This is a genomic window from Actimicrobium antarcticum, from assembly GCF_039536745.1.
GTDB lineage: Bacteria > Pseudomonadota > Gammaproteobacteria > Burkholderiales > Burkholderiaceae_D > Actimicrobium > Actimicrobium antarcticum.
In genome coordinates this window covers 33,644-55,382 of sequence record NZ_BAAAZE010000016.1, presented here as the reverse complement: position 1 = coordinate 55,382, position 21,739 = coordinate 33,644, and the positions used below count along the sequence as shown (strand labels likewise).

The following is a 21,739-nucleotide window of genomic DNA, read 5'->3' as shown; positions in this document are numbered from 1 at the left end:
CAGTTCGGCAGGCCTGAATACAGACTACGGACATGTCCTGATGTTTACGGACATGGTTTCTCAGACTTCGAACCTGGGCACAACATGCCATCTTCCATTTCATCCCAGCCATTGGTGGCGCCTGTGCAAGTGTCGGTGGCACTGAGCGACGTCGAGGCGATGATGCTGGCCTCCCTGCGCGCCAACGCATCAGAAGTCTCTCGCAAAACGGCAGGCGCACGGGAGGCGGCGCAATACCACTTGAGCGCGGGCGGACAAAGGATCAGGGCAAACATAGCGCTGCACGCCGGGCTCTCCGCTGGCCTGAACGCCGCAGACGCAACCATCATCGCTGCAGCCGTCGAGCTGCTGCACAATGCATCGCTGGTACACGACGACATCCAGGATCGCGACGAATTACGGCGCGGCCAGCAGGCTGTCTGGTCCCGCTTTGGTGTGAACACAGCCATTTGCACTGGCGATTTATTCATTTCTGCGGCCTACGCGACGCTGTGCAGGCTGGACAATGCGCGCGTCCTGGCGCCGATGATTTTATTGATGCACGAACGGGTCAGCATGGCCGTTGACGGTCAGTGCGCCGATCTGCAAGAAAGCGCGGCAATTTTTTCTGACACTAAAAAAGCCATCGCGCACTACCAGCAAATCGCCGTCGCCAAGTCAGGTGCGCTGCTCAGCTTGCCGCTCGAACTGGTACTGCTGGCATCGGGACAGCCAGACTATTTGCCGCAAGCACGCAGCGCAGCCGAGGCGTTCGCGATTGGCTATCAGATCGCCGACGATCTGCAAGATGTGCAAAGTGATGGGCGCGCCGGCACTGCAGCAGTCGGATACAACATCGTGTCGGTATTCAAGGCAACTGGAACGACGGCGCTGTCCATGGAAAAAGCACGCACACTCGGGCTCGAGAAAATCGATCTCGCTATCGCGTTATCCGGACGTTTGCCATTCAGCATAGGAGCGCGTCTGGGCGATTACGCCCGTCAGCTTCGCGATGTTGTAGACGGCTATAAATCAGAGGAACAGATTGGTGGAAACGAATAGCCTGGAAGCGGATTTCCGCCCTGACTCGAACGATACGGAAAAGAACCTGGCAGCCGCCAACACGGCCATTGTCATCGGTGCAGGATTTGGCGGACTTGCCTCGGCAATCCGGCTTGCTGCACGCGGAATACGCACCACGGTCGTCGATCGGCTGGATATTCCGGGTGGGCGCGCGGCTGAATTTACGCGCCACACCGCCGGCAAGACATTTCGCTATGACGCCGGCCCGACGGTGCTGACGGCACCCATTCTTTTCGAGGAACTGTTCACCTTGCTGGGTGAACGTCTTGGTGACCATGTCGAACTCATGCCCGTCAAACCCTGGTACCAGATGCAATTTGTCGACGGTTCCCATCTGGACTACGGCGGCAGCACCGAGCAGATTCAAGCCGAAATTGCCAAATTCTCGACGGCCGATGCGGCCGCCTATCCGGCCTATCTGGCACACTCAAAGAAGCTGTTCGAAAAAGGCTACGAAGAACTGGGCACGCAGCCATTCCTGAACTGGCGTGCGATGGCCAGGGCACTACCCGCCATGGCACGGCTGCGTGCGGATCGCTCGGTGTATGCGGTGACGGCGCGCTACTTCAAGCATGAACACATACGCCGGGCATTCAGCATTCAACCGCTGCTGGTTGGCGGTAACCCGTTCGACACCACCAGTATCTACAGCCTGATTCACTACCTCGAACGAAAATGGGGTGTCTGGTTCGTCCGAGGTGGCATGGCGCGCCTGGTCGATGCACTGGTAGCGCTGGCCACGCGACACGGCGTGCAGTTTGTATGGAATGCCGAAGTCGCAGCAATCGAGGTGGAAAACGGACTGGCCAGTGGCGTGCGCTTGCGCGATGGCCGCACCTTTGCGGCTGACAACATCGTGTGCAATGCAGACCCGGGTTACGTGCTGACCAGGTTGCTGCCCGATGGGCACCGCAAAGTCGATGCGATCAAGAAAAAACAGTATTCCATGAGCCTGTTCGTCTGGTACTTCAGTACCGACATCACGTATCCGGATGTGGCACACCATACGATCCTGTTCGGAGCAACCTACCGGGAAGTGCTGCGTAAAATTTTCGACACTTTGGAGCTGCCAGAGGATTTGAGCATTTATCTGCATCGCCCGAGCGCAACCGACCCGGCTTGCGCACCACCTGGCCATGACGCGTTTTATGCATTGGTGCCGGTCCCGAATCTGCGCAGCGATATCGATTGGACCACCGTTGCCGACACCTTCAAGGCCGCGTTGCAAGCGACGCTGGAGCAGCGCACGCTGCCCGGCCTGGGACAGCACATCGTTGATGAATTCCATGTCACGCCAGAGTATTTTTCGAAAGAGTTGCTGTCGCCATGGGGCGCGGGGTTTTCGATCACGCCAACGCTGATGCAGTCGGCGGGATTCCGGTTTCCGAACCGGTCAGCGACTATTCCCAATCTGTATTTTGCTGGTGCAGGCACCCATCCGGGGGCTGGTGTTCCGGGTGTGGTGACCTCCGCCAAGGTGGTCGAGCGGCTGATGTTCGGGTCGGTGCAATGACTGCGCAAGAGGTCATGAACAAGCATGCCAAGTCGTTTTCATGGGCGGCGCGCTTCTTGCTGCCAGGAGCCAGGCAAGACGCGGCCCAACTGTATGCGTTTGCACGATTTGCCGATGATCTGGCGGACGAAGAGGAACTGGGTGCATGGGACCATCGCATGCAGCAATTGCAGGAACTGGAAGACAGCGCGCTGAACCCGGAGACAGGCAGCGGTCTCGGGCAACAAGCTGGCGCGATGCTGCTTGCCAAGGGTGTCAGCGCTGATGTCATCCGCTATTTCATGGCAAGCCTGCGCGAGGACGCCAATCCACGGTCCATCCGGACGACCGAAGAACTGCTGCAGTTTGCGTACGGCGTTGCCGGCACGGTCGGGCAAATGATGTGTCCGATCCTGGGTGTATTTGCCAAGGGCCCGCCCTACGCCGTGGCATTGGGCGTGGCGATGCAGCTCACGAATATCGCGCGTGATGTGGTCGAAGACGCAGCGCGTGGTCGCTGTTATATCCCCGCACAGTGGGGCGTCAGTGCGGAGACGCTGCGCGCGCCACAGAACCCGGCGCAAGTCGCGCAGAGCTTCGCGGCGATCCGGAAATTATTGCTGATGGCCGATGACTTCTACCGTTATTCGCTGCAGGGTTTGCGCACCATCCCTGCCGGAAATCGACGCGCCATCCGCATCGCCACTTCGCTGTACCGCGGCATCGGACAAAAGATTCTGGACAACGGTGCCGAGCGCTACTGGCTCGGCAGGACCTCGCTAGGACGCCTGGAAAAAATGACACTGATCGTCGCCTGCTATCTGGGCATGAGCGATTTGTCAGGCGCCACGACACGGGATGTCATGAGCAGTGACTTGCAGCACTTGAAGCTGATCCCGGGATTTCCGGGCAGCGACTGATTCGCTCCCATGACATTCGACATCGTCATTGTGGGTGGTGGCCTGAGCGGTTTGGCGCTGGCGGCGGAACTCGCGCGACCCGAGTTTTCGAGGCTGCGGGTGCTGGTGCTGGAAGCGCGCGCAACCTATACGCGGGACCGGACCTGGAGCTACTGGCAGTCATCGGCCGACGCGGGTCATCGGTATAGCCACCTGGAGCGGCGGCAGTGGCTGCGCTGGTGCGTGCGACAGGAGGCAGCCGCCAGTATCACGCACCGCGGCAAAACCCAGTCTTACTGCTCGCTCGATGGCGACCTGTTTTACGCCGCAGCGCAACGTGCCATCGCGCAAAGCGACCATGTGGAACTGCGCCTGAACAGCCCGGTGTGCCACGTTACCGGTGCAGAGATGCCCAGCGTGGAGACGGTCGGCGGTGAGGTAATCCGTGCCACCTGGGTCTTTGACGCCCGCCCGCCCACGCGCAATAACGCCAGTGCCCTGGTACAGCAATTTGTCGGATGCGAAATAACAACCGACCGCGATGTGTTCGACCCCACCACCGTCGAGCTGATGCAGTTTTTTCCGAGTACCGACGGCTTGCACTTTTTTTATGTGCTGCCCTACAGTTCGCGCAATGCGCTGGTCGAGTCAACCTGGATTTCGCCAGCATCACTCACACCAGATTTCGGTAACGAATTAAAGCACTTCATCACGAACTCGCTGGGACTGACTTCCTATGACGTGGTGTACGAAGAAAAAGGCGTGCTGCACCTCGGCATGAACAACGCAGCATCTGACATGGCTACGTACGTGGTGCCGTTGGGGCGCGCAGCCGGAACTCTGCGCCCTTCAACCGGCTACGCGTTTCTGGAAACACTGGCGCACGCCGAACAGATAGCAGCCTCCATGGAACGCCATCTGATGACCGGTGAGCTGAAAGACTGGGTACCGACGGTATTCAAACGAGCGGCGCTGGACACCTGGATGGACACGGTTTTTCTGCACGTTCTGGCGCGCGACTGGAGCAAGGGCCCGGGGTACTTCATGCAGCTGTTCAAGAAACTCGATACCAACACCATGGTGGCTTTTTTAAGCGGCAAGGCCAATTGGTGGCAACGGTTGATGGTGGCAAGTGCGCTGCCAGTGTTGCCTTTTACGGCGCAGGCACTGGCGACATGGATCGCAAAGGTGCCCAGGCTGCTGCGGGCCCGGCGATGATCTCTGGCCGCCAGCTTGTTGACCATACGCCTGGCCCGGTGTCACTGGCGGTACTGGCTGTGCTGGCGGTAACGGCGCTGGCGGCGCTGCGTTATCTGGACCAGCACGTGGCGCAAGCCGGATTATGGATATTTCTCGGACTGACTTTAACCACCGGGTTTTTTCATGGCGCGCTCGACATCGTGCTGCTGCAACGCGAGTTTTCTGGCACTCGCAGACTCACGACTGCAGTTGTGCTCTATGCCGGATCGGCGATGCTCGTTGCGCTGGTTGGTGCGCGTAGCGGCTGGCTGCTGATACTTCTTTTGCTCGTCATGTCGGTCTGGCATTTTGGCGAACCGTACGGGCGCTGGGAGCAAGGCCTGCGCAACCGGCTTGCGTGGGTGCAGCGCATCGTTGCGGGCGGCGCTCCCGTGATGCTGCCGGTATTGCTGTCGCCAGCAGCGGTACAAGCGGTGTTGCCAGCGGCGGTCGCGCTGGACGCGCCGTTGGCGTTCGGCATCTGGCAGACGCTGGCCTGGCTGTGGGTTGGGGTTTGCTGCGTTGGGCTTGCGGCATTTCGACGGCGGCTATTGACCACAGCGCTCGTTCTGGAAGTGGTGTTGGTATTCGCAAGTAATCTGCTGCTGTCGCCGCTGATGGCGTTTTCGATTTATTTTGGTGTGCTGCACGCTAGCGCACACATTTTGCGGGTCGCCGCGAAGGTTCGCCGAGGCGAGGCTGCGGAGGGATCAGATGACAGCCCGACCGGACTCGTTCAGCCTACGCGGACGGCCGTCGTTGTTACCTGCTTCGCTAGCTTGGTACTGTTGATTGTGTTGATAGGGTATTTGCGGGGGATGTCGGTTTCTGCTGGAGAGCAACACGGCTTGCTCAATGCAGTGATCGTGGCGCTGACGGCGGTGACGTTGCCGCATCTGGTGCTGGTGAGTCGACATGCCAGGTGGCTTGGCGGGGCAAGGTCCGGGTAGGAATTTATTGCGACTTGGTGCTCGGAGAATACGCAGCTTTTTTTTGACAACATCGATAGCCGGGTCCGATTAAATCAGCACAAAAGTGCCGTAGGTCAAATGCCGCTCACGTAATCGATGCCGTCTTTCAAACCCCCGTTGCGGCAGTCCAGTCTTACGCCATTGCTGGCAATGGCCGGATTATGGTGCAACGCACGTTCCGTTGTTTGTTGCCAGCGCCACGTTGACCACTGGCTTGAGGCAAGCGCTAGTGGGTGGTCATAAAGGGGAGTTGGGCGCCCACACATCCGTACCCTATTTTTCAAGCGCAGGCGGTTCTTTGTTAATGTTGAAAAGATTTCCCGGAACGTACGGCAATGTCTCGCAGTGGTCCAGTTTTCGCATTTGGTAATCGGTCATAAAATCCTTCCGCTCGAAGTTCCTGGCATTAACGTCATCCATAAAAAACTTTTCAAGTTTCGTTCCCTCAAATTTCCGGAGCGGCTTATTTAACTCGCCACATCTGTTCATGTTCAAGAATTCGAGCGTCGAGTCCTTTCCGACATGCGGCATCTCGGTGAGATTATTACAGCCATCCAGATCCAGATATTTCAGATTGCTTAGGTGACTGATATCCGGCGTTCTCTTCAGACCAGTGCAGTTGTATAGCGTGTATCTTTCCAAGCTGGGTGCTTCGTCGGGGCGCTTCGACTCTTCAAAATTTGGCGGCGTTTTCAGGTTCGCCATATCCGACACGTACAACTCTTTGACTTTCAGTGGGATCCTGGGAAGCGCGGTCACATTAGGAGAGTCACTGATGCTTAACATGCCATCGCTTTTCGGATTGGTCTGGCAATCAACCACCTTGTTGGCGATAGCCAATCGCTCCTTGCGCTCCGCCGAGCTCATGTTTTTGTTACCGTAAACATAGGCCGTGAGTTCTGTGAAGTCCTTGTGCCCTGCCCAGTTGGGCCGGACCCGCATTTTCATTCTGAAAAAATTATTGTGACTTCCCACTAACTGCAGTCCCGATCCTCGTCGTGGAACAGAAGGTTCAGCTTTTGGTTTATTGTCGGATGGCGATGCCAGCAGCCCAGATTCCTCTGTCGAATTCTGAGGAAGAAGATCGGTCTGTCCTCCAACAATAGTCGGCATTCTGTCAAATGACGCTAACTTTTCCGCCTGACGGCGAAGCTTCGCCTGCTCTGCGCGTCCACTGAGATTCGGATCGCGACGGGGTAATCTTACTGACTCTTTAGACGCCGGACTTTTCTTATTGGAAGCACTGTCCGGTTGCAGACCACAGGAAGCCGCAAGGTGAGTAATAACATTTTTGGTGCGTGAGATGAACGACATGAATGTCTCCAAGACAGGTGTCGCTGGCGCAACAAGCGCAAACGGTTGTTATCTTTAGGTGGAATCGGGAAATAGATGGTTCCAAGATCATTGCGCGTGGGCTTTAAATATGTCGTCGACAAAAAAATGGCTGCACTTGCGTGCAGCCATTTTTATTTTGGTGTCCCCAAGGGGATACACCCACATGCTGCGGGCCGCGGTTCGGCTTGCATGCAGAACCCTTCGAATCCCCCCACGCGCATGCGCGTGGACTTTTGATACGGAGTCGACAAAAAAATGGCTGCACTTGCGTGCAGCCATTTTTATTTTGGTGTCCCCAAGGGGATACACCCACATGCTGCGGGCCGCGGTTCGGCTTGCAAGCCGAACCCTTCGAATCCCCCCACGCGCATGCGCGTGGACTTTTGATACGGAGTCGACAAAAAAATGGCTGCACTTGCGTGCAGCCATTTTTATTTTGGTGTCCCCAAGGGGATTCGCCCACATGCTGCGGGCCGCGGTTCGGCTTGCAAGCCGAACCCTTCGAATCCCCCACGCGCATGCGCGTGGACTTTTGATACGGAGTCGACAAAAAAATGGCTGCACTTGCGTGCAGCCATTTTTATTTTGGTGTCCCCAAGGGGATTCGAACCCCTGTACTCACCGTGAAAGGGTGATGTCCTAGGCCTCTAGACGATGGGGACAGAAACTGTCCATACTGGCCGGTATTGCTCTTTCAATCACAGCGTCACCGCTGCGAATGAAAAACGCCACGTAAGCACGTGGCGTCTTCGTCTTGGTGTCCCCAAGGGGATTCGCCCACATGCTGCGGGCCGCGGTTCGGCATGCAAGCAGAACCCTTCGCATCCCCCCACGCACATGCACGGGGACTCTTGATACTTCTTCTGCAAAAAACAACTGCACTTTCGTGCAGTTGTTTTGTCTTGGTGTCCCCAAGGGGATTCGAACCCCTGTACTCACCGTGAAAGGGTGATGTCCTAGGCCTCTAGACGATGGGGACAGAAACTGTCCGTACTGGCCGTTATTGCTTTGCTACTTTCTTCGCTGGCCCGACATCCTTAAAATGTTGGTGGAGGTAAACGGGATCGAACCGATGACCTCTTGCATGCCATGCAAGCGCTCTCCCAGCTGAGCTATACCCCCTTGCGACAGAGGCCGAATTATAGCCGAGTAATTCGGCACCTGTAAATCCTCTTCACCAAATTAATCGACGAATTAATCCAGGTACGCTGCGAGTCTTTGCCGGACCAGAGATTGCCCGAACAAGGCGATCACGGCGTCGATGGCCGGGGTTTGCAACTGGCCCGTCAGGATCAGGCGCAATGGCATGGCCAGTTGCGGCATTTTCAACTGGTGGGCCGCGAGGACTTCCTTGAGCATCGCGCCGATCGATGCCTTGTCGTACACCACCGAGCCGCAGCGCGCTGCGAAATCGGCTAGCGCCGGCTTGATGACGTCGGTCAGGTGCTGCGCCAGCAAAGCCGCATCCGGTTGGGGCTGGCGATAGAACAGCATCGTTGCTGCGGCGACTTCGTTGAGCGTGTTGGCGCGTTCTTTCATCAGGCCGATGGCCAGTGCGAGATCAGGAGCGCCATCGAATTGCGCACCCTCCTGCACCATGAGCGGTCGCACCAGCTCGGCCAGATGGACATCATCGGCTTGCTTGATGTAGTGGTTGTTGACCCAGGCCAACTTCTCCGGATTGAACTGGGCGGGCGATTTGGACAAGTGATCGAGGTCGAACCATGCAATGAACTGCGCCATCGAAAAAATCTCTTCGTCGCCATGACTCCAGCCAAGGCGCGCCAGGTAATTCAGCATCGCTTCCTGCAGGAAACCCTGCGCCGGATAATCCATGACGCTGACGGCACCATGGCGCTTGGACAGCTTTTCGCCGTCGGTGCCAAGGATCATCGGCAAGTGGCCATATTCCGGCAAGGTCGCACCCAGCGCGTACAGGATGTTGATCTGGCGCGGCGTGTTGTTGACGTGGTCGTCGCCACGGATGACGTGGCTGATCTGCATGTCCCAGTCATCGACCGCTACGCAGAAATTGTAGGTCGGCGTGCCATCCGGACGGGCGATGACGAGATCGTCCATCTCGCGGTTGCTGATCGTGATCTGGCCTTTGACCAGATCGTTCCACGTCACTTCGCCATCGACAGGATTGCGAAAACGCACGACCGGCTTGCGGTCGGGCGGTACCGGCGGCAGGCTCTTGCCCGGCTCGGGGCGCCAGGTGCCGTCATAGCGCGGCTTGTCGCCGGCGGCGCGCTGACGCTCGCGCATCGCTTCGACTTCGGCGGGTGACGAGTAACAGTGATAGGCGCTACCGCTGGCCAGCATCTGGCCGACGACTTCGCGGTACCGGTCCATCCGTTGCATCTGATAAAACGGGCCTTCGTCGTGCTGCAAGCCGAGCCATGCCATGCCGTCGAGGATGGCCTGCACTGCTTGCGGGGTCGAACGTTCGAGATCGGTGTCTTCGATACGCAAGATGAAGGTGCCGCCGAAGTGGCGCGCATAGGCCCATGCGAACAGGGCGGTGCGGGCGCCGCCAAGGTGGAGATAGCCGGTCGGGCTGGGAGCAAAGCGGGTGCGAACGATCATGGCGTGCTTCGGCGTCGGGTTGGCGGCGCCATCTGGAAGGAAAGGCGCATTTTACCGCGCTGCCCGGTGCGGATGGCGGGGTTCGCGCAAGGTGACGGATTTAACGCGGCAAGGCGTGCGCCCGAACCGCGCATGGCGGCGGCTATCGCCCGGCAAGCCCCTGCACTGCTAGAATCACGTCTTTCTCTTTTTCACTGTGCATCGTTCATGAGCGCTACTTCGCCACGCCAGCTATTCGTCACCACCGCCCTGCCCTACGCCAATGCCGCGTTCCATATCGGTCACATCATGGAATACATCCAGGCCGATATCTGGGTACGCTTCCAGCGCATGCAGGGGCATGAGGTGCACTTTGTCTGTGCTGACGATGCGCATGGCGCGCCGATCATGATCGCGGCCGAAAACGCTGGCGTGACGCCGCAGGAATTCGTCGCCCGCATCGCCGCTGGCCGGGCGCAGCCACTGGATGGCTTCCACATCGCCTTTGACAACTGGCATTCGACTGATGGTGAAGAAAACCATGCCTTGTCAAAAGAGATTTACCGCAGCCTGCGCGACAACGCGCACCTGATCACCTCCAAAACCATCGAGCAGTTTTTTGACCCGGTCAAGAACATGTTCCTGGCTGACCGCTACATCAAGGGCGAATGTCCGAAGTGCGGCGCCAAGGATCAGTACGGCGATTCGTGTGAAGTCTGTGGCGCGGTGTATGCACCGACCGAACTGAAGAACCCGTACTCGGCGCTGTCAGGCGCGGTGCCGGTGATGAAATCATCCGAGCATTTTTTCTTCAAGCTGTCGGACCACAAATGTGTCGAATTCCTGCGTGAATGGGCCTTCACCGAAGGCCGCTTGCAGCCCGAGGTCGCCAACAAGGCGCGCGAATGGCTGGAAGGCAAGGACGGCAAGGAAAGTGGCCTCGGCGACTGGGATATCAGCCGCGATGCGCCGTATTTCGGCATCGAAATCCCCGATGAACCGGGCAAGTATTTTTATGTCTGGCTGGACGCGCCGATCGGTTACCTGGCTTCACTGAAAAATTACTTCGACCGTACCGGACGCGACTTCGATGCCTTCATGGCTGATCCCGATACCGAGCAGTATCACTTCATTGGCAAGGACATCACCTATTTCCACACCTTGTTCTGGCCAGCGATGTTGCATTTTGCGGGACGCAAGGTGCCCAACAATGTGTTCGTGCACGGCTTCATTACGGTCAGTGGCGAAAAAATGTCGAAGTCGCGCGGCACCGGCATTTCGCCACTGCGCTATCTCGATATCGGCATGAATCCGGAATGGCTGCGCTACTACATCGCCGCCAAACTGAGTGCCAAGGTCGAAGACGTCGACTTCAATCCGGATGACTTCATCGCCCGCGTCAACAGCGACCTGATCGGCAAATACGTCAACATCGCCAGCCGTTCTGCCGGCTTCATTACCAAACGCTTCGGCGGCCATGTCGTCACCGACTGGGCCACCACGTCCGACACCTTCCTGTTCAGCCTGCGCGATGTCGCCGATGAATTGCATGGCCTGTACGAAGGTCGCGAATACGGCAAGGCGCTGCGCCTGATCATGGAGCAAGCCGACCGGGTCAATGCCTATGTCGATGCCAACAAACCGTGGGAGCTGGCAAAAAATCCCGACAACGATGCGCGCCTGCAGGAAGTCTGCAGCCGCCTGCTCGAAGCGTTCCGCATCCTGACGCTGTACCTGAAACCGGTTTTGCCGGCCCTGGCGCAACAAGTCGAAACGATGCTCGATATTGCGCCGCTGACCTGGTCGGATGTCGTCATGCCGCTGCCACACAACCACGTGGTCAAGCCGTTCGCCCATCTGATGCAGCGGGTCGATCCGGCAATGCTGGATGCGCTGTTTGAACCGCCCGTGCCGGTCGTTGTTGCCACTGCTGCTGCGGTTGTGGCAGAAGATGCCCTTGCATTAGCGGCACCCACGGCAGCCGCCCACTTCGCACCACTGGCCGATGAAATCAAGATCGATGACTTCGTGAAGATCGATTTGCGCATCGCCCGCATCGTCAACTGCGTAGCGGTCGACGGCTCCAAAAAGCTGTTGCGCCTGACGCTGGATGTCGGCGAAGGTCGCTTGCGCAATGTCTTCTCGGGCATCAAGTCGTCCTACCAGCCCGAAGAACTGATCGGCAAGCTGACCGTGATGGTGGCCAACCTGGCACCGCGCGAAATGAAGTTTGGTGTCTCGGAAGGCATGGTACTGGCCGCCTCGTCTGCCAACGAAAAAGCCAGCCCCGGCATTTACATTCTCACGCCATGGCCCGGTGCAGAACCGGGAATGCGGGTGAGTTAAGGACATCGGCGCATGCCATCCGGGCTACACATACGCGAAGCCGTACCGGACGATGCGCCGCTGCTGGCCGCGCTGACCCGACACTGCTGGGCGGGCACCGTTGCCGCCAGTTCCAGCGGACACAATGAATCGCCCTCCCGCGTCGCACAGCAATTGCAACAGGGCGGCGCGTTCATCCTGATGGTCGATGCGGTCGTGGCAGGCTCGGTACGCTGGCTACCACTGGAGACCGAATCCGGTGCCTGGGAAATCCTGCGCATGGGCGTCCATCCGGAGTTCCGTGGCGAACACCTGTCGACCCACCTGCTGGAAGCCGTCGTGCATCACGCCCTGCTGGCGGACGTCAATGAACTGCGGCTGGCGGTGCGCAATGACCAGTCCCGGATAGTCGACCTGTATGCAACGCTTGGTTTCGAGCTCGCGCCGGAACTCGATTATTCCCATGCCAATCCGCTTGAGCCACCGCCGACCGTGATGCGCCGCGTGCTGTGAGGGCACGCGTGCCGACCTACTGGCAAGCGTCAGTCAGAGGCATGGCCACGACAGCTTGCCGACTGCCGTCCGGCATGCCGCCATTTTCGCCGCCGGGGCCGACGAACAAGGTAAAATGCGGGCTGCCGCCAACCGTCGCAAAGTACCCCATGAAATTTACCAAGCAATTCCAGCGTTACGAATCCGACATCACGCTTTTCATCAAGGATCTCAAGAAGAAGAATCCGCAACTTGAAGAAGAGCAGCGCGCCGGCCGTGCCCTGTTGTGGGACAAGGCGCCGCGCGACCTCGACGCACAAGACCGCACCAATGAATCACGCGTGGCGCAGCAACCTTACGTGTACCAGAACAAACTCTAACGATGGCGGCAACGCAGGCAGCATCGATCGCACTGCCGGCGGCCGCCAACGATGGCGTGAGCTACGCGCGCCTGTATGGCGAACCGCTGTTCAAGCTGCCCAATGACCTGTACATCCCGCCGGACGCGCTGGAAATTTTTCTGGAAGCGTTCGAAGGTCCGCTTGACTTGCTGCTGTACCTGATCCGCAAGCAAAACTTCAATATCCTCGATATCCCGATGGCACAGGTCACGCGCCAGTATCTGGCCTACGTCGACCAGATCCGCCTGAGCAATCTGGAGCTGGCTGCCGAATACCTGCTGATGGCAGCGATGCTCATCGAAATCAAATCCCGCATGCTGCTGCCGGTGCGCAAGGTCGATACCGATGAAGCCGGCGACCCGCGTGCCGAGCTGGTCCGACGCCTGCTTGAATACGAACAAATGAAGCTGGCCGCCCGTGAACTCGACGCCGTGCCGCAGCTGGGGCGCGACTATGTACGCACCCAGATTTACATCGAGCAAAGTCTGGTCACGCGCTGGCCGGATGTCGAGATCATCGATCTCCAGTCGGCCTGGGCAGATGTGATCAAGCGGGCCCGACTGATCGAACATCACAAGATCAGCCGCGAGGAATTGTCGGTGCGCGAGCACATGACCGCGATCCTGCGACGCCTGCAGCATGCCCGCTTTGTCGAATTCACCGAGCTGTTCGATCCGGCTCGCGGCGTGCCGGTGCTGGTGGTCAACTTCGTTGCCCTGCTTGAACTGGCCAAAGAAACCCTGATCGAAATCACGCAGGCTGAACCGTTTGCGCCGATCTATGTCCGACTCGCGTATTCACCCACCTGAATCGCCCCTCCTCTTTCTTTTCACCTCAGATAGCCGCTTTCACCAGGACATTTCATGAAAATCATTTCCTCGATCGACGATTTGCGCGACCAGTTGCGCGGCCAGTTGCGTACGGCCTTCGTCCCTACCATGGGCAATCTGCATGACGGTCATCTGTCGCTGATCAAGCTGGCCAAGAAGCATGGCGATCCGGTAGTGGCATCGATTTTCGTCAATCGCCTGCAATTTGGCCCGAACGAAGACTTCGACAAGTATCCGCGCACCTTCCAGGCCGATGTCGAGAAACTGGAAAAAGAAGGCGTCTACGTGCTTTTTGCGCCGACCGAGAAAGACCTGTATCCGGAGCCGCAGGAATTTCGCGTGCAACCGCCGGACGACCTTGGCAACACGCTGGAAGGCGAATTCCGGCCGGGCTTCTTTCAGGGCGTCACGACGGTCGTGTTGAAGCTGTTTTCCTGCGTGCAGCCGAGCGTCGCCGTATTCGGCAAGAAGGATTACCAGCAGCTCATGATCATCCGCAACATGTCGAAGCAATTTGCATTACCGACAGAGATCATCGCGGCCGACACATTCCGGGCTGACGATGGTCTGGCACTGTCGTCGCGCAACATGTATTTGTCGGCACAGGAACGGGCGACCGCACCGCAGCTGTATCAGGCCCTCAATACGGTTGCCGAGCAGATGCGCAGCGGACACCTCGATGTCTTCAGTCTGGAGCAGCAGGCAATGCGTGCGCTGGCCAACGATGGCTGGAAGCCGGATTACATTTCCATCCGCCGCCGCGCCGACCTGCAGCCGCCCACTGCCGGCGACCTGCATCGCGGCGAACCGCTGGTAGTGCTGGCCGCGGCCAAACTGGGCGCAACCCGCCTGATCGACAATCTGGAAATCTGACGACCATGCGTCTGTCCGGCAAATGGGCTTTTTGCTTAGTCTGGCTGGTTGCCTGTGCGACGCACGCCGCGCCGGTCAGTACCACCGATGACACGGGCCACAGTATCCGTTTATCTGCACCCGCCACCCGCATCGTCAGTCTGGCGCCGCATGCGACCGAACTGCTGTTTGCGGCAGGTGCCGGTGGCGTGCTGGTGGGCGTCAGCGAATACAGCAATTTTCCGGAGGCCGCCAAACGGATCGCCTCGATCGGCGGCGCTGCAGCCATTGACATCGAACGCGTCGTCACGCTCAAACCGGATCTGGTGGTTGCCTGGGGCAGTGGCAACTCGGCCCGGCAACTGGCCAGCCTTCGCTCCCTCGGCATCCCGGTTTTTGAGAGCGAGCCGCGCGACTTCGCCGCCATCGCCTCGTCGCTGGAACGACTGGCCACGCTGGCCGGCACCGAAGCAATCGGCCGGCCGGCGGCGCAGAATTTCCGGACCCGTTTACAGGCACTCGCCAGCACCTACCAGCAGCGCCCGCCGGTGCGCGTGTTCTATCAGATATGGCACGAGCCACTGATGACACTCAATGACAGCAGCATGGTCTCCAGCGCCATCCGGCTGTGCGGCGGCGACAACATTTTTGCGCGACTGCCGCAACTCGCGCCGGTCGTGAGTACCGAAGCCGTACTACAAGCCAACCCGGAAGCGATCTTCACCGGCGGCGAAGACGACCCTACGGCACTGGCCAGCTGGCGCCGTTTTCCGTCGTTGCTGGCAGTGCAGCGCAACAATTTATTGGTCATCAATTCGGACTGGCTGGCCCGCTCCGGACCGCGCATACTGCTCGGTGCCGAGCAGTTGTGTATCCAGCTTGAGGCGGTGCGTCGCAAGCGTTCGTGACGTCGTACTTAACGTTTTGACCGAGTCTGCAAGAACAGGAACCTGCGCATGCTAATCACGATTTATCTGCTACTGATTCCGGTCAGCCTGGTGCTATGGATCTGGCTGACCAAGCGACTTTGGCGTGTAAGCCCTGCTGCGGCTGGCACCTCGTTTTTCCTGCTATTCCCCGCCATCTACTGGTGCTGGAAACTGTGGAACGATCCCGATGCACATATCCGTGTCCCGGCCATCGCCAATGGTCTCATCACCCTTGTTTTGCTACTGATGAGCTATCGGATCGGCACCACCGAACTGGATCGTTTCCTTGATAACCTCAAGGTGAGCGTGCATCATCAAGAGCATCGACAGCAGGCGCGCGTCGCTGCGCATTTGCCAGCAGCAGTTGCAGTATCAGCGTCAGTGTCAGTTGGCGCTTAATTTTCTGACAGTACACACTTTTGCAAGCAAGTTGATGGTGAGTTCTTTCTTGTCCTGCGATAAGATTCCGAACAGTAATTTACTTAAGCGTTGGGCTGCGTTACCAAAATATAAAAGCCCGACCCGTCACCCCTTTATGGAGACTTTATGAATTTCATCAACCTTAAAGTCGGTACTCGGCTAGCGCTGGCATTTTCCGTTATCTTGCTGTTGCTACTGTGTGCAGGTGGCATCGGTATCTGGTCCCTGCAACAAGTCAATGGCGTCGCAGACAAAATGGTGTCGGAGACCATGGTCAAATCCAGCCTGGTGCAGGAGTGGCACGCCGCCACCAACCTCAATGGAGCCCGCCTGGTGAGCGTGCTCAGTTCCAATGATGCCGCGGTCAAAAAACTCACCGAGGACAGAATCAAGACCACCAGCGCACGCATCAGCGAAATCCAGAAACAGCTGGAAACGCTGAAGAACCCGACCGAAACTGCGGTGTATGCCGAGATCGGCGAGCGCCGTGCCGATTACGTCAAGGCCAGAACCGCCGCCTTCAAGGCGCAGAAAGATGGTAACGACGAGGAAACCAAAACCATCATCAGCAGCAAGCTCGAACCTGCGCTCGCCGGTTATCTGGTCACGCTGGACAAACTGGCTGGCCAGCAACGCGATGCGATCAGCGCAGCAGGTGCAGAAATGAAGCAACGCAACCGATCCGGTCAGGTCCTGATGGCCGTGTTTTCCGGCATTGCGCTACTGGCCGGTGTTGGCGCTGCGATGCTGATCACGCGTGGCTTGCTCAAACAGCTAGGCGGAGAACCCGCCTATGCGATGCAGGTCGCTGCGGGGATTGCCGCCGGCGATCTGGCAGTGCCGGTGACGTTGCGGGCGGGCGACGCAAGTAGTTTGTTATTTGCGCTGCATGCGATGCGCGACAACCTGGCCAGCATCGTCGGCCAGGTGCGCCGCAGCACCGACACAATTTCAACTGGTTCTGGCGAGATCGCGAGTGGCAACATGGATTTGTCGGCGCGTACCGAAAGCCAGGCCAGCTCGCTGGAGCAAACCGCGTCGTCCATGGAAGAGCTGATTTCGACGGTGCGACAGAACGCGGACAATGCCCGTCAGGCCAATACACTCGCCGCTAGCGCCTCCGCAGTCGCGGTCAAGGGCGGCACAGTGGTTGCGCAAGTGGTCGAGACGATGGCCTCGATCAATGCGTCCTCCAGAAAAATCGTCGACATCATCGCCGTCATCGACGGTATCGCTTTCCAGACGAATATCCTGGCACTGAACGCGGCGGTGGAAGCGGCACGCGCTGGTGAACAGGGGCGCGGATTTGCGGTGGTGGCATCGGAAGTACGCAGTCTGGCGCAACGCTCGGCGGCGGCGGCCAAAGAGATCAAGCAGCTGATCGGTGACTCGGTCGAAAAAGTGGACGACGGCGCCCGGCTGGTGGACCAGGCCGGCGTGACCATGGACGAGATCGTCTCCAGCGTGCAGCGCGTGACCGACATCATGGGCGAGATTTCGTCTGCCAGCGAAGAGCAAAGTCGTGGCATCGAGCAAATCAATATGGCCATCACCGAACTGGACGAAGTCACCCAGCAGAATGCGGCCCTGGTTGAACAATCGGCGGCGGCGGCGCAAAGCATGCAGGACCAGACCGCAGAGCTGTTGACGGTGGTGAGTGTGTTCCGGCTGTCGGCCGGGGCTGAGTCCGAGGCCAGGACTCAAGCGCCGGTTGCCACAGCGCGCCGTGCCACAGCACCAGTGGCGGTGCGCAAGCCGGTTGCACTGAACAAGCCGGTGGCCCGCCGCGCGGTGGCGAATGCCAACGGCCCGGCAAGAAAATCGATCGCGTCCGGCAACGACGACTGGGAAGAATTCTGACCGGTTACTGCGCCACGAAGCTGCGCAGGCCGTCGGCTTCGAGCACGCTGAACTGACACCCGAACGCTGACTCCAGCACGTCGGGCGTCAGCACAGTCGCCACCGGTCCGGACCAGTGACGGTCGGCACCCAGTACCAGCACATGGGTCGCAAAACGCGCTGCCAGATTGATGTCGTGGCAGTTCATGACAACGGCATGGTCGGCGCTGAGCTGACGCACCAGTCGCAGCATCGCCAGTTGATGGGCCACGTCCTGATGCGCAGTCGGTTCATCGAGCAGCATGATCGCCGGTGCCTGCACCAGCAAGGTCGCCAGTGCCACCCGCTGGCGTTCACCACCCGACAGTTGCAGGATATCGCTGTCGGCGCGACTGGACAGGTCGACACTGTCCAGCGCGTTGCGGGCGGCGGCAATGTCGGCGTCGGTATCCCAGCCACGTCCAGTCCGATAGGGGGTGCGTCCGATCAGGACGGTTTCCAGCACCGATACCGAGAAAGCATCGACCACCTGTTGCGGCATCAGTCCGCGCAGCTGCGCCAGCGCGGAGGCCGCAATCCTGGTCAGCCCGACCCCATCGATCGCGATGGCCCCTGACGCCGGTTTCAGCAGACCTGCCAGCGTCTGCATCAGGCTGGTCTTGCCAACGCCATTGCGCCCCAGCACACACCAGAATTCGCCAGCCGCGATCTGCCAGTCGAGGTGGCTGATCAGCGCACGTCGGCCTGCCGTGATGCCGAGATCGCTGGTGTTCAAGCGGATCATGCCCGCCCTCTTCCCAGCAAAAACAGAAATACCGGCACACCCACCAATGCCGTAATTACGCCGACCGGCAATTGCGTTGGTGCGACCACGGTACGCGCCAGCAAATCGGCCAGCACCAGCGCAATCCCGCCACCGAGTGCACTGGCCGGCAGCAGCAGGCGCTGGTCATGGCCGAACACCATGCGCAGTGCGTGCGGCACCACCAGGCCCACAAAACCGATGGTGCCGGCCACCGCGACCGCAGCGGCAGTGGCCACCGATGCCACCAGCAAGGTCACCGCGCGCAAGCGTACTACCGGCACACCAAGCAATTGCGCCGCCGCGTCGCCGTGCGACAGCACGTTCAGGCGCGCCGCATTGACGCATGCCCACGCGACTGCCAGCACCAGCGCAACACAGGCCGGTGCGTACAACAAATTATTATCGAGGTCGCCCATCAGCCAGAAAATCATGCCGCGCAAGCGGGCATCTGGCGCCAGGCTAAGAATGAGGGTCATGCAGGCACCAAATCCGGCGGCAATCATCACGCCGGTCAAAATCAGTCGTACTCCGGACACGGCCGCCACCAGATGCAGCAGCGCGCCGCGCGCCAGTCCAAACAGCAGGGCAGTCGCCAGCAATGCTCCCGCCAGCGCACCCAGGTGCACACTCCACGTCATCAGCGCCACCGGCGCCAGCAGCATCGCCGTCATTGCACCGGCCGCCGCACCACCCGAGACACCGAGTACATACGGGTCAGCGAGCGGATTGCGCAACAGGATTTGCATCAGCGCGCCAGCCAGCGCCAGCAGGCCACCGACCGCGAACGCCGACAGCGCACGCGGCAGGCGCAACGCCCACAGGATATCGGCTGGCACCGCCCGGCATCCCGTGCTGCCGCAAGCGACCGCCGCCACCAGTGCGATGGCAGCCAGGGCGGCCATCGATACCAGTATCAGCCAGGCACGCTGCGACGCACGCATCATTGCTGCCAGCGCAAGCCGGCAAACACGCCACGTGGCGGCTGGTTATAGCCGTACACGGTTTGATAATCACGATCCAGCAGATTGTCGATACGGGCAAACAACGACAGTGACTTCGACAGCGTATAGCGTGCGTTCAGGTTGGCCAGCAGATAGCTGGCGAGCGGCTTGGCGCCATCGTTGCGGCGTGCGCTGTACTGCAGGTCAGCACCGAGCCGCAAGGCACCGAACGTTTGCGCAGCCGAGACTGACGCCAGCGTGCGGGCACGCCGTGGCAGGATCTGGCTGGTCGCGTCATTGACGGGCTCCTGCAATGTCAGACTGGCCTGCAGATCGACATTGCTCAGCGGGCCACCGGCACTCAGTTCAAGACCCTGGTTGCTGGCTTGCGCAATGTTGAAGGTCGGGCAACCGAATGGAAAAGCGCCACTGAAGCAGTTATCCGGGTCGATGCCAAACTGGTCCCTGGTGCGCGTCTTGAACAAGGTCGCGCGCAACAGCGATTTACCCGCCGCGTACTGGGCCCCCACTTCGACCGAGCGCGAAGTTTCGGGTTTCAGGCTGGTGTTGCCATTGACCGGATCGAAGACCTGCGCCAGCGTCGGTGCGTTGAAGGCGGTCGAAGCGCTGGCCACCAGTTTGAATTCCGGCGTCAGCGCATAACCGTAACCCAGATAGCCGGTGGTCTTTGCACCTGCACCGTCGACATGGTCGTGACGCACGTTCACTTGCACCTGATGCGCATCGAATTTGCCGGTCGCGCCGGCATACACGCTGGAGCTGGAACGCGATGGCGCGTTCGTGGTCACGCTAAAACCGTCGTCACTCCTGACCATGGCTTTTTCATGGCCGAGGTCGGCACCGGCGGTCAGGCTCCAGGTCGACGACAGGGTGAATTCGTTGGTCCATTGCAGCAGGTTGGCAGTGCTTTCATACAGGCTGTCGTAACCGAATTCGCTGATGGCGACATCATGGTTGCTGGTTTTGGTCTGTGACAACGTCACGTTCGACATCCAGTCCGACGACAGGCGATCACGCGAGAACACGGCCAGCGATTGCTGCTTCGAGCGGCCCTTGTTGATATCGGTCGGCGCGCCGAAGCCGCCGCCGTCATAGTTGACATTGCCCTCATTGGCGTACAGGCGCACGCCCGCTTCATGGCCTTTGGCCCATTCGCGGGACACGGCCACCGAGACGCTGGTGTTGTCGTAGCCATCCTTGTCGGGATTTTCGAGCGGGAACTGATTACGGTTGCTGACCGAAAAACCGTCGGTACGAAAATGCGATGCCGATACCGCGTAACGGGTTCCATCGCTCTGGCCGGTCACGTCGCCGGCAACCTTGTAGGTGCCGCGTGAACCGGCTTCGACCGATGCGCCGACAACTGGCTGGCGATCGCCGCGCCGGGTAAAAATCTGGATCACGCCACCGATGGCACCGGAGCCGTAAATCGCCGAGACGTTGCCCCGTACGATTTCGATATGGTCGATCTGTTCTGGCATCAGATGTTCGAGCGCAGGAGCGCTTGAAAAACCGGCGCGCCGCACCGGCACGCCATCGATCAGGATCAGGGTCTGGCCCGGCGACGCCCCGCGCAGAAAGACCGATAGAAACTGGCCCGTGCCACCGCCCTGGGTGATCTGCAAACCAGCCTGTTGCTGCAACAGACTGGCTAAATCGGTGGCCTGACTGTTGCGGATGGTGTCACGGGAAATGACGGTGGTATGTGGCAATGCATCGGACTGACTCTGTTCGATGCGCGCTGCGGTGACGACGATGGGCGCCATGCTGGCATCGACTGGTGCAGCAACGGCACTTGCAGCAGCAGAAAACAGCGAAACAAGCGTAATCACGCGTGCGGAGGCACACGGAATGGAACGGGAAAAATTGGACATGGAAAACAATCTGGCAAAGGAGCATTGCGCCAACTTCCCCGCAGGCGCAACTAATCAGACATGCGGCCAGGTCGATTGCTCGCCAACGCCACGCGTCCACCTGTCCTGGCCGGTATCCGGGCTACCAAGTCGAACCGCATCACCTTCCCATGCATCTGCACAGTGGTATTGAAATGCGGCCGGCAAAGATGCTATCGCAGCCGATGGGCGACGAAGCACTCTTTGCGCTTGTTTACCGTTGCGGGGGCAGCACACGCCTGTTCGTGATGAACACGTGTTTCCCGTTTAACTGCGCGCCGGAAACGGCGCGCGGGCACCAAAACGCCGCCAGTGTAGTCGTTTAGCGACGTCAGGGTCAATTTGTTAGGGGCAAGGTGTTAGCGTCGATCTGCTGGCATCACGTCATTCATGCCATCTGACGTACCGGCCTGGACGACGGCAATG

General features: G+C 59.3%; 18 protein-coding genes, 3 tRNA genes and 1 riboswitch. Of the genes, 13 read left to right on the top strand and 8 right to left on the bottom strand.

All coding sequences use genetic code 11. The annotated features are described in order from the left end of the window. Nucleotides 1-84: 84 nt before the first annotated feature. Genes ABD720_RS18510 through ABD720_RS18490 form a run of 5 tightly spaced genes read left to right on the top strand, consistent with a single transcriptional unit; the run spans nt 85 to nt 5,642 of the window. Nucleotides 85-1,041 (top strand): polyprenyl synthetase family protein, encoded by a 957-nt coding sequence (locus ABD720_RS18510; RefSeq protein WP_344765629.1) that lies wholly within the window; start codon nt 85-87, stop codon nt 1,039-1,041. Continuing rightward, the gene (crtI, locus tag ABD720_RS18505) at nt 1,028-2,575 is read left to right on the top strand and encodes a phytoene desaturase family protein (protein ID WP_344765627.1); all 1,548 of its coding nucleotides are present in this window, start codon (nt 1,028-1,030) and stop codon (nt 2,573-2,575) included. Before ABD720_RS18510 ends, crtI begins: the two co-directional genes overlap by 14 nt. Then, complete coding sequence (locus ABD720_RS18500; protein WP_344765625.1) at nt 2,572-3,474, top strand: phytoene/squalene synthase family protein; 903 nt, start codon at nt 2,572-2,574, stop codon at nt 3,472-3,474. The genes crtI and ABD720_RS18500 overlap by 4 nt, the downstream gene beginning before the upstream one ends. 9 nt (nt 3,475-3,483) lie before the next feature. Next, nucleotides 3,484-4,671, top strand: a complete 1,188-nt coding sequence (locus ABD720_RS18495; RefSeq protein ID WP_344765623.1) for a lycopene cyclase family protein — start codon at nt 3,484-3,486, stop codon at nt 4,669-4,671. Further along, on the top strand, nt 4,629-5,642 hold the full coding sequence (locus tag ABD720_RS18490) for a Brp/Blh family beta-carotene 15,15'-dioxygenase (RefSeq protein ID WP_344765622.1): 1,014 nt from the start codon (nt 4,629-4,631) through the stop codon (nt 5,640-5,642). The genes ABD720_RS18495 and ABD720_RS18490 overlap by 43 nt, the downstream gene beginning before the upstream one ends. 294 nt (nt 5,643-5,936) lie before the next feature. Here the strand turns inward: ABD720_RS18490 and ABD720_RS18485 are convergent, their stop codons facing one another. From ABD720_RS18485 to gltX, 5 genes are all read right to left on the bottom strand, one after another. After that, on the bottom strand, nt 5,937-6,977 hold the full coding sequence (locus ABD720_RS18485) for a hypothetical protein (protein ID WP_344765620.1): 1,041 nt from the start codon (nt 6,975-6,977) through the stop codon (nt 5,937-5,939). Nucleotides 6,978-7,584: 607 nt separating this feature from the next. Then, nucleotides 7,585-7,660: transfer RNA gene (locus ABD720_RS18480), tRNA-Glu, on the bottom strand. Between the two features lie 241 nt (nt 7,661-7,901). After that, a tRNA-Glu gene (locus tag ABD720_RS18475) sits at nt 7,902-7,977 on the bottom strand. A gap of 67 nt (nt 7,978-8,044) precedes the next feature. Then, nucleotides 8,045-8,120: transfer RNA gene (locus ABD720_RS18470), tRNA-Ala, on the bottom strand. A 72-nt stretch (nt 8,121-8,192) separates the two neighbouring features. Next, nucleotides 8,193-9,587: a glutamate--tRNA ligase gene (gltX, locus tag ABD720_RS18465; protein ID WP_344765618.1), complete on the bottom strand. Its 1,395-nt coding sequence runs from the start codon at nt 9,585-9,587 to the stop codon at nt 8,193-8,195. Between the two features lie 207 nt (nt 9,588-9,794). Between gltX and metG the strand changes: the two genes are divergently transcribed. The 8 genes from metG to ABD720_RS18425 all read left to right on the top strand — a co-directional run bounded on the left by metG (nt 9,795) and on the right by ABD720_RS18425 (nt 17,675). Next, a complete protein-coding gene (gene metG, locus ABD720_RS18460; RefSeq protein ID WP_344765617.1) occupies nt 9,795-11,912 on the top strand; it encodes a methionine--tRNA ligase in 2,118 nt (705 codons plus the stop codon). Between the two features lie 12 nt (nt 11,913-11,924). Beyond that, the gene (locus ABD720_RS18455; protein WP_344765615.1) at nt 11,925-12,404 is read left to right on the top strand and encodes a GNAT family N-acetyltransferase; all 480 of its coding nucleotides are present in this window, start codon (nt 11,925-11,927) and stop codon (nt 12,402-12,404) included. 149 nt (nt 12,405-12,553) lie between these two features. Beyond that, complete coding sequence (locus tag ABD720_RS18450) at nt 12,554-12,763, top strand: DUF3460 family protein (protein WP_344765613.1); 210 nt, start codon at nt 12,554-12,556, stop codon at nt 12,761-12,763. 2 nt (nt 12,764-12,765) lie between these two features. Then, on the top strand, nt 12,766-13,593 hold the full coding sequence (locus ABD720_RS18445; RefSeq protein ID WP_344765611.1) for a segregation and condensation protein A: 828 nt from the start codon (nt 12,766-12,768) through the stop codon (nt 13,591-13,593). 54 nt (nt 13,594-13,647) lie between these two features. Next, entirely contained in the window at nt 13,648-14,487 is an 840-nt protein-coding gene (gene panC, locus ABD720_RS18440; protein WP_344765610.1) for a pantoate--beta-alanine ligase, read from the top strand. Between the two features lie 5 nt (nt 14,488-14,492). Next, nucleotides 14,493-15,374, top strand: a complete 882-nt coding sequence (locus ABD720_RS18435; RefSeq protein ID WP_344765608.1) for a cobalamin-binding protein — start codon at nt 14,493-14,495, stop codon at nt 15,372-15,374. Nucleotides 15,375-15,422: 48 nt separating this feature from the next. Continuing rightward, nucleotides 15,423-15,794, top strand: coding sequence for a hypothetical protein (locus ABD720_RS18430; RefSeq protein WP_344765607.1), 372 nt, complete (start codon nt 15,423-15,425; stop codon nt 15,792-15,794). 147 nt (nt 15,795-15,941) lie between these two features. Further along, nucleotides 15,942-17,675, top strand: a complete 1,734-nt coding sequence (locus tag ABD720_RS18425; RefSeq protein ID WP_344765605.1) for a methyl-accepting chemotaxis protein — start codon at nt 15,942-15,944, stop codon at nt 17,673-17,675. Between the two features lie 4 nt (nt 17,676-17,679). On the opposite strand, the gene ABD720_RS18420 is transcribed toward ABD720_RS18425, so the two are convergent. The 3 genes from ABD720_RS18420 to ABD720_RS18410 are packed head-to-tail and all read right to left on the bottom strand — an operon-like array spanning nt 17,680 to nt 21,295. Further along, nucleotides 17,680-18,438: an ABC transporter ATP-binding protein gene (locus ABD720_RS18420; RefSeq protein ID WP_344765603.1), complete on the bottom strand. Its 759-nt coding sequence runs from the start codon at nt 18,436-18,438 to the stop codon at nt 17,680-17,682. Further along, a complete protein-coding gene (locus tag ABD720_RS18415; RefSeq protein ID WP_344765601.1) occupies nt 18,435-19,403 on the bottom strand; it encodes a FecCD family ABC transporter permease in 969 nt (322 codons plus the stop codon). The genes ABD720_RS18420 and ABD720_RS18415 overlap by 4 nt, the downstream gene beginning before the upstream one ends. Continuing rightward, on the bottom strand, nt 19,400-21,295 hold the full coding sequence (locus tag ABD720_RS18410; RefSeq protein WP_344765599.1) for a TonB-dependent receptor plug domain-containing protein: 1,896 nt from the start codon (nt 21,293-21,295) through the stop codon (nt 19,400-19,402). The genes ABD720_RS18415 and ABD720_RS18410 overlap by 4 nt, the downstream gene beginning before the upstream one ends. 90 nt (nt 21,296-21,385) lie before the next feature. Then, nucleotides 21,386-21,631: riboswitch (cobalamin riboswitch) on the bottom strand. Nucleotides 21,632-21,739: the final 108 nt, after the last annotated feature.

Coding starts and splice junctions, on each gene's coding strand:
- ABD720_RS18510 (WP_344765629.1), top strand. CDS start 85: ATGCCATCTTCCATTTCATCCCAGCCATTGGTGGCGCCTGTGCAAGTG.
- ABD720_RS18500 (WP_344765625.1), top strand. CDS start 2,572: ATGACTGCGCAAGAGGTCATGAACAAGCATGCCAAGTCGTTTTCATGG.
- ABD720_RS18495 (WP_344765623.1), top strand. CDS start 3,484: ATGACATTCGACATCGTCATTGTGGGTGGTGGCCTGAGCGGTTTGGCG.
- ABD720_RS18490 (WP_344765622.1), top strand. CDS start 4,629: ATGGATCGCAAAGGTGCCCAGGCTGCTGCGGGCCCGGCGATGATCTCT.
- ABD720_RS18485 (WP_344765620.1), bottom strand. CDS start 6,977: ATGTCGTTCATCTCACGCACCAAAAATGTTATTACTCACCTTGCGGCT.
- gltX (WP_344765618.1), bottom strand. CDS start 9,587: ATGATCGTTCGCACCCGCTTTGCTCCCAGCCCGACCGGCTATCTCCAC.
- metG (WP_344765617.1), top strand. CDS start 9,795: ATGAGCGCTACTTCGCCACGCCAGCTATTCGTCACCACCGCCCTGCCC.
- ABD720_RS18455 (WP_344765615.1), top strand. CDS start 11,925: ATGCCATCCGGGCTACACATACGCGAAGCCGTACCGGACGATGCGCCG.
- ABD720_RS18450 (WP_344765613.1), top strand. CDS start 12,554: ATGAAATTTACCAAGCAATTCCAGCGTTACGAATCCGACATCACGCTT.
- ABD720_RS18445 (WP_344765611.1), top strand. CDS start 12,766: ATGGCGGCAACGCAGGCAGCATCGATCGCACTGCCGGCGGCCGCCAAC.
- panC (WP_344765610.1), top strand. CDS start 13,648: ATGAAAATCATTTCCTCGATCGACGATTTGCGCGACCAGTTGCGCGGC.
- ABD720_RS18435 (WP_344765608.1), top strand. CDS start 14,493: ATGCGTCTGTCCGGCAAATGGGCTTTTTGCTTAGTCTGGCTGGTTGCC.
- ABD720_RS18430 (WP_344765607.1), top strand. CDS start 15,423: ATGCTAATCACGATTTATCTGCTACTGATTCCGGTCAGCCTGGTGCTA.
- ABD720_RS18425 (WP_344765605.1), top strand. CDS start 15,942: ATGAATTTCATCAACCTTAAAGTCGGTACTCGGCTAGCGCTGGCATTT.
- ABD720_RS18420 (WP_344765603.1), bottom strand. CDS start 18,438: ATGATCCGCTTGAACACCAGCGATCTCGGCATCACGGCAGGCCGACGT.
- ABD720_RS18415 (WP_344765601.1), bottom strand. CDS start 19,403: ATGATGCGTGCGTCGCAGCGTGCCTGGCTGATACTGGTATCGATGGCC.
- ABD720_RS18410 (WP_344765599.1), bottom strand. CDS start 21,295: ATGTCCAATTTTTCCCGTTCCATTCCGTGTGCCTCCGCACGCGTGATT.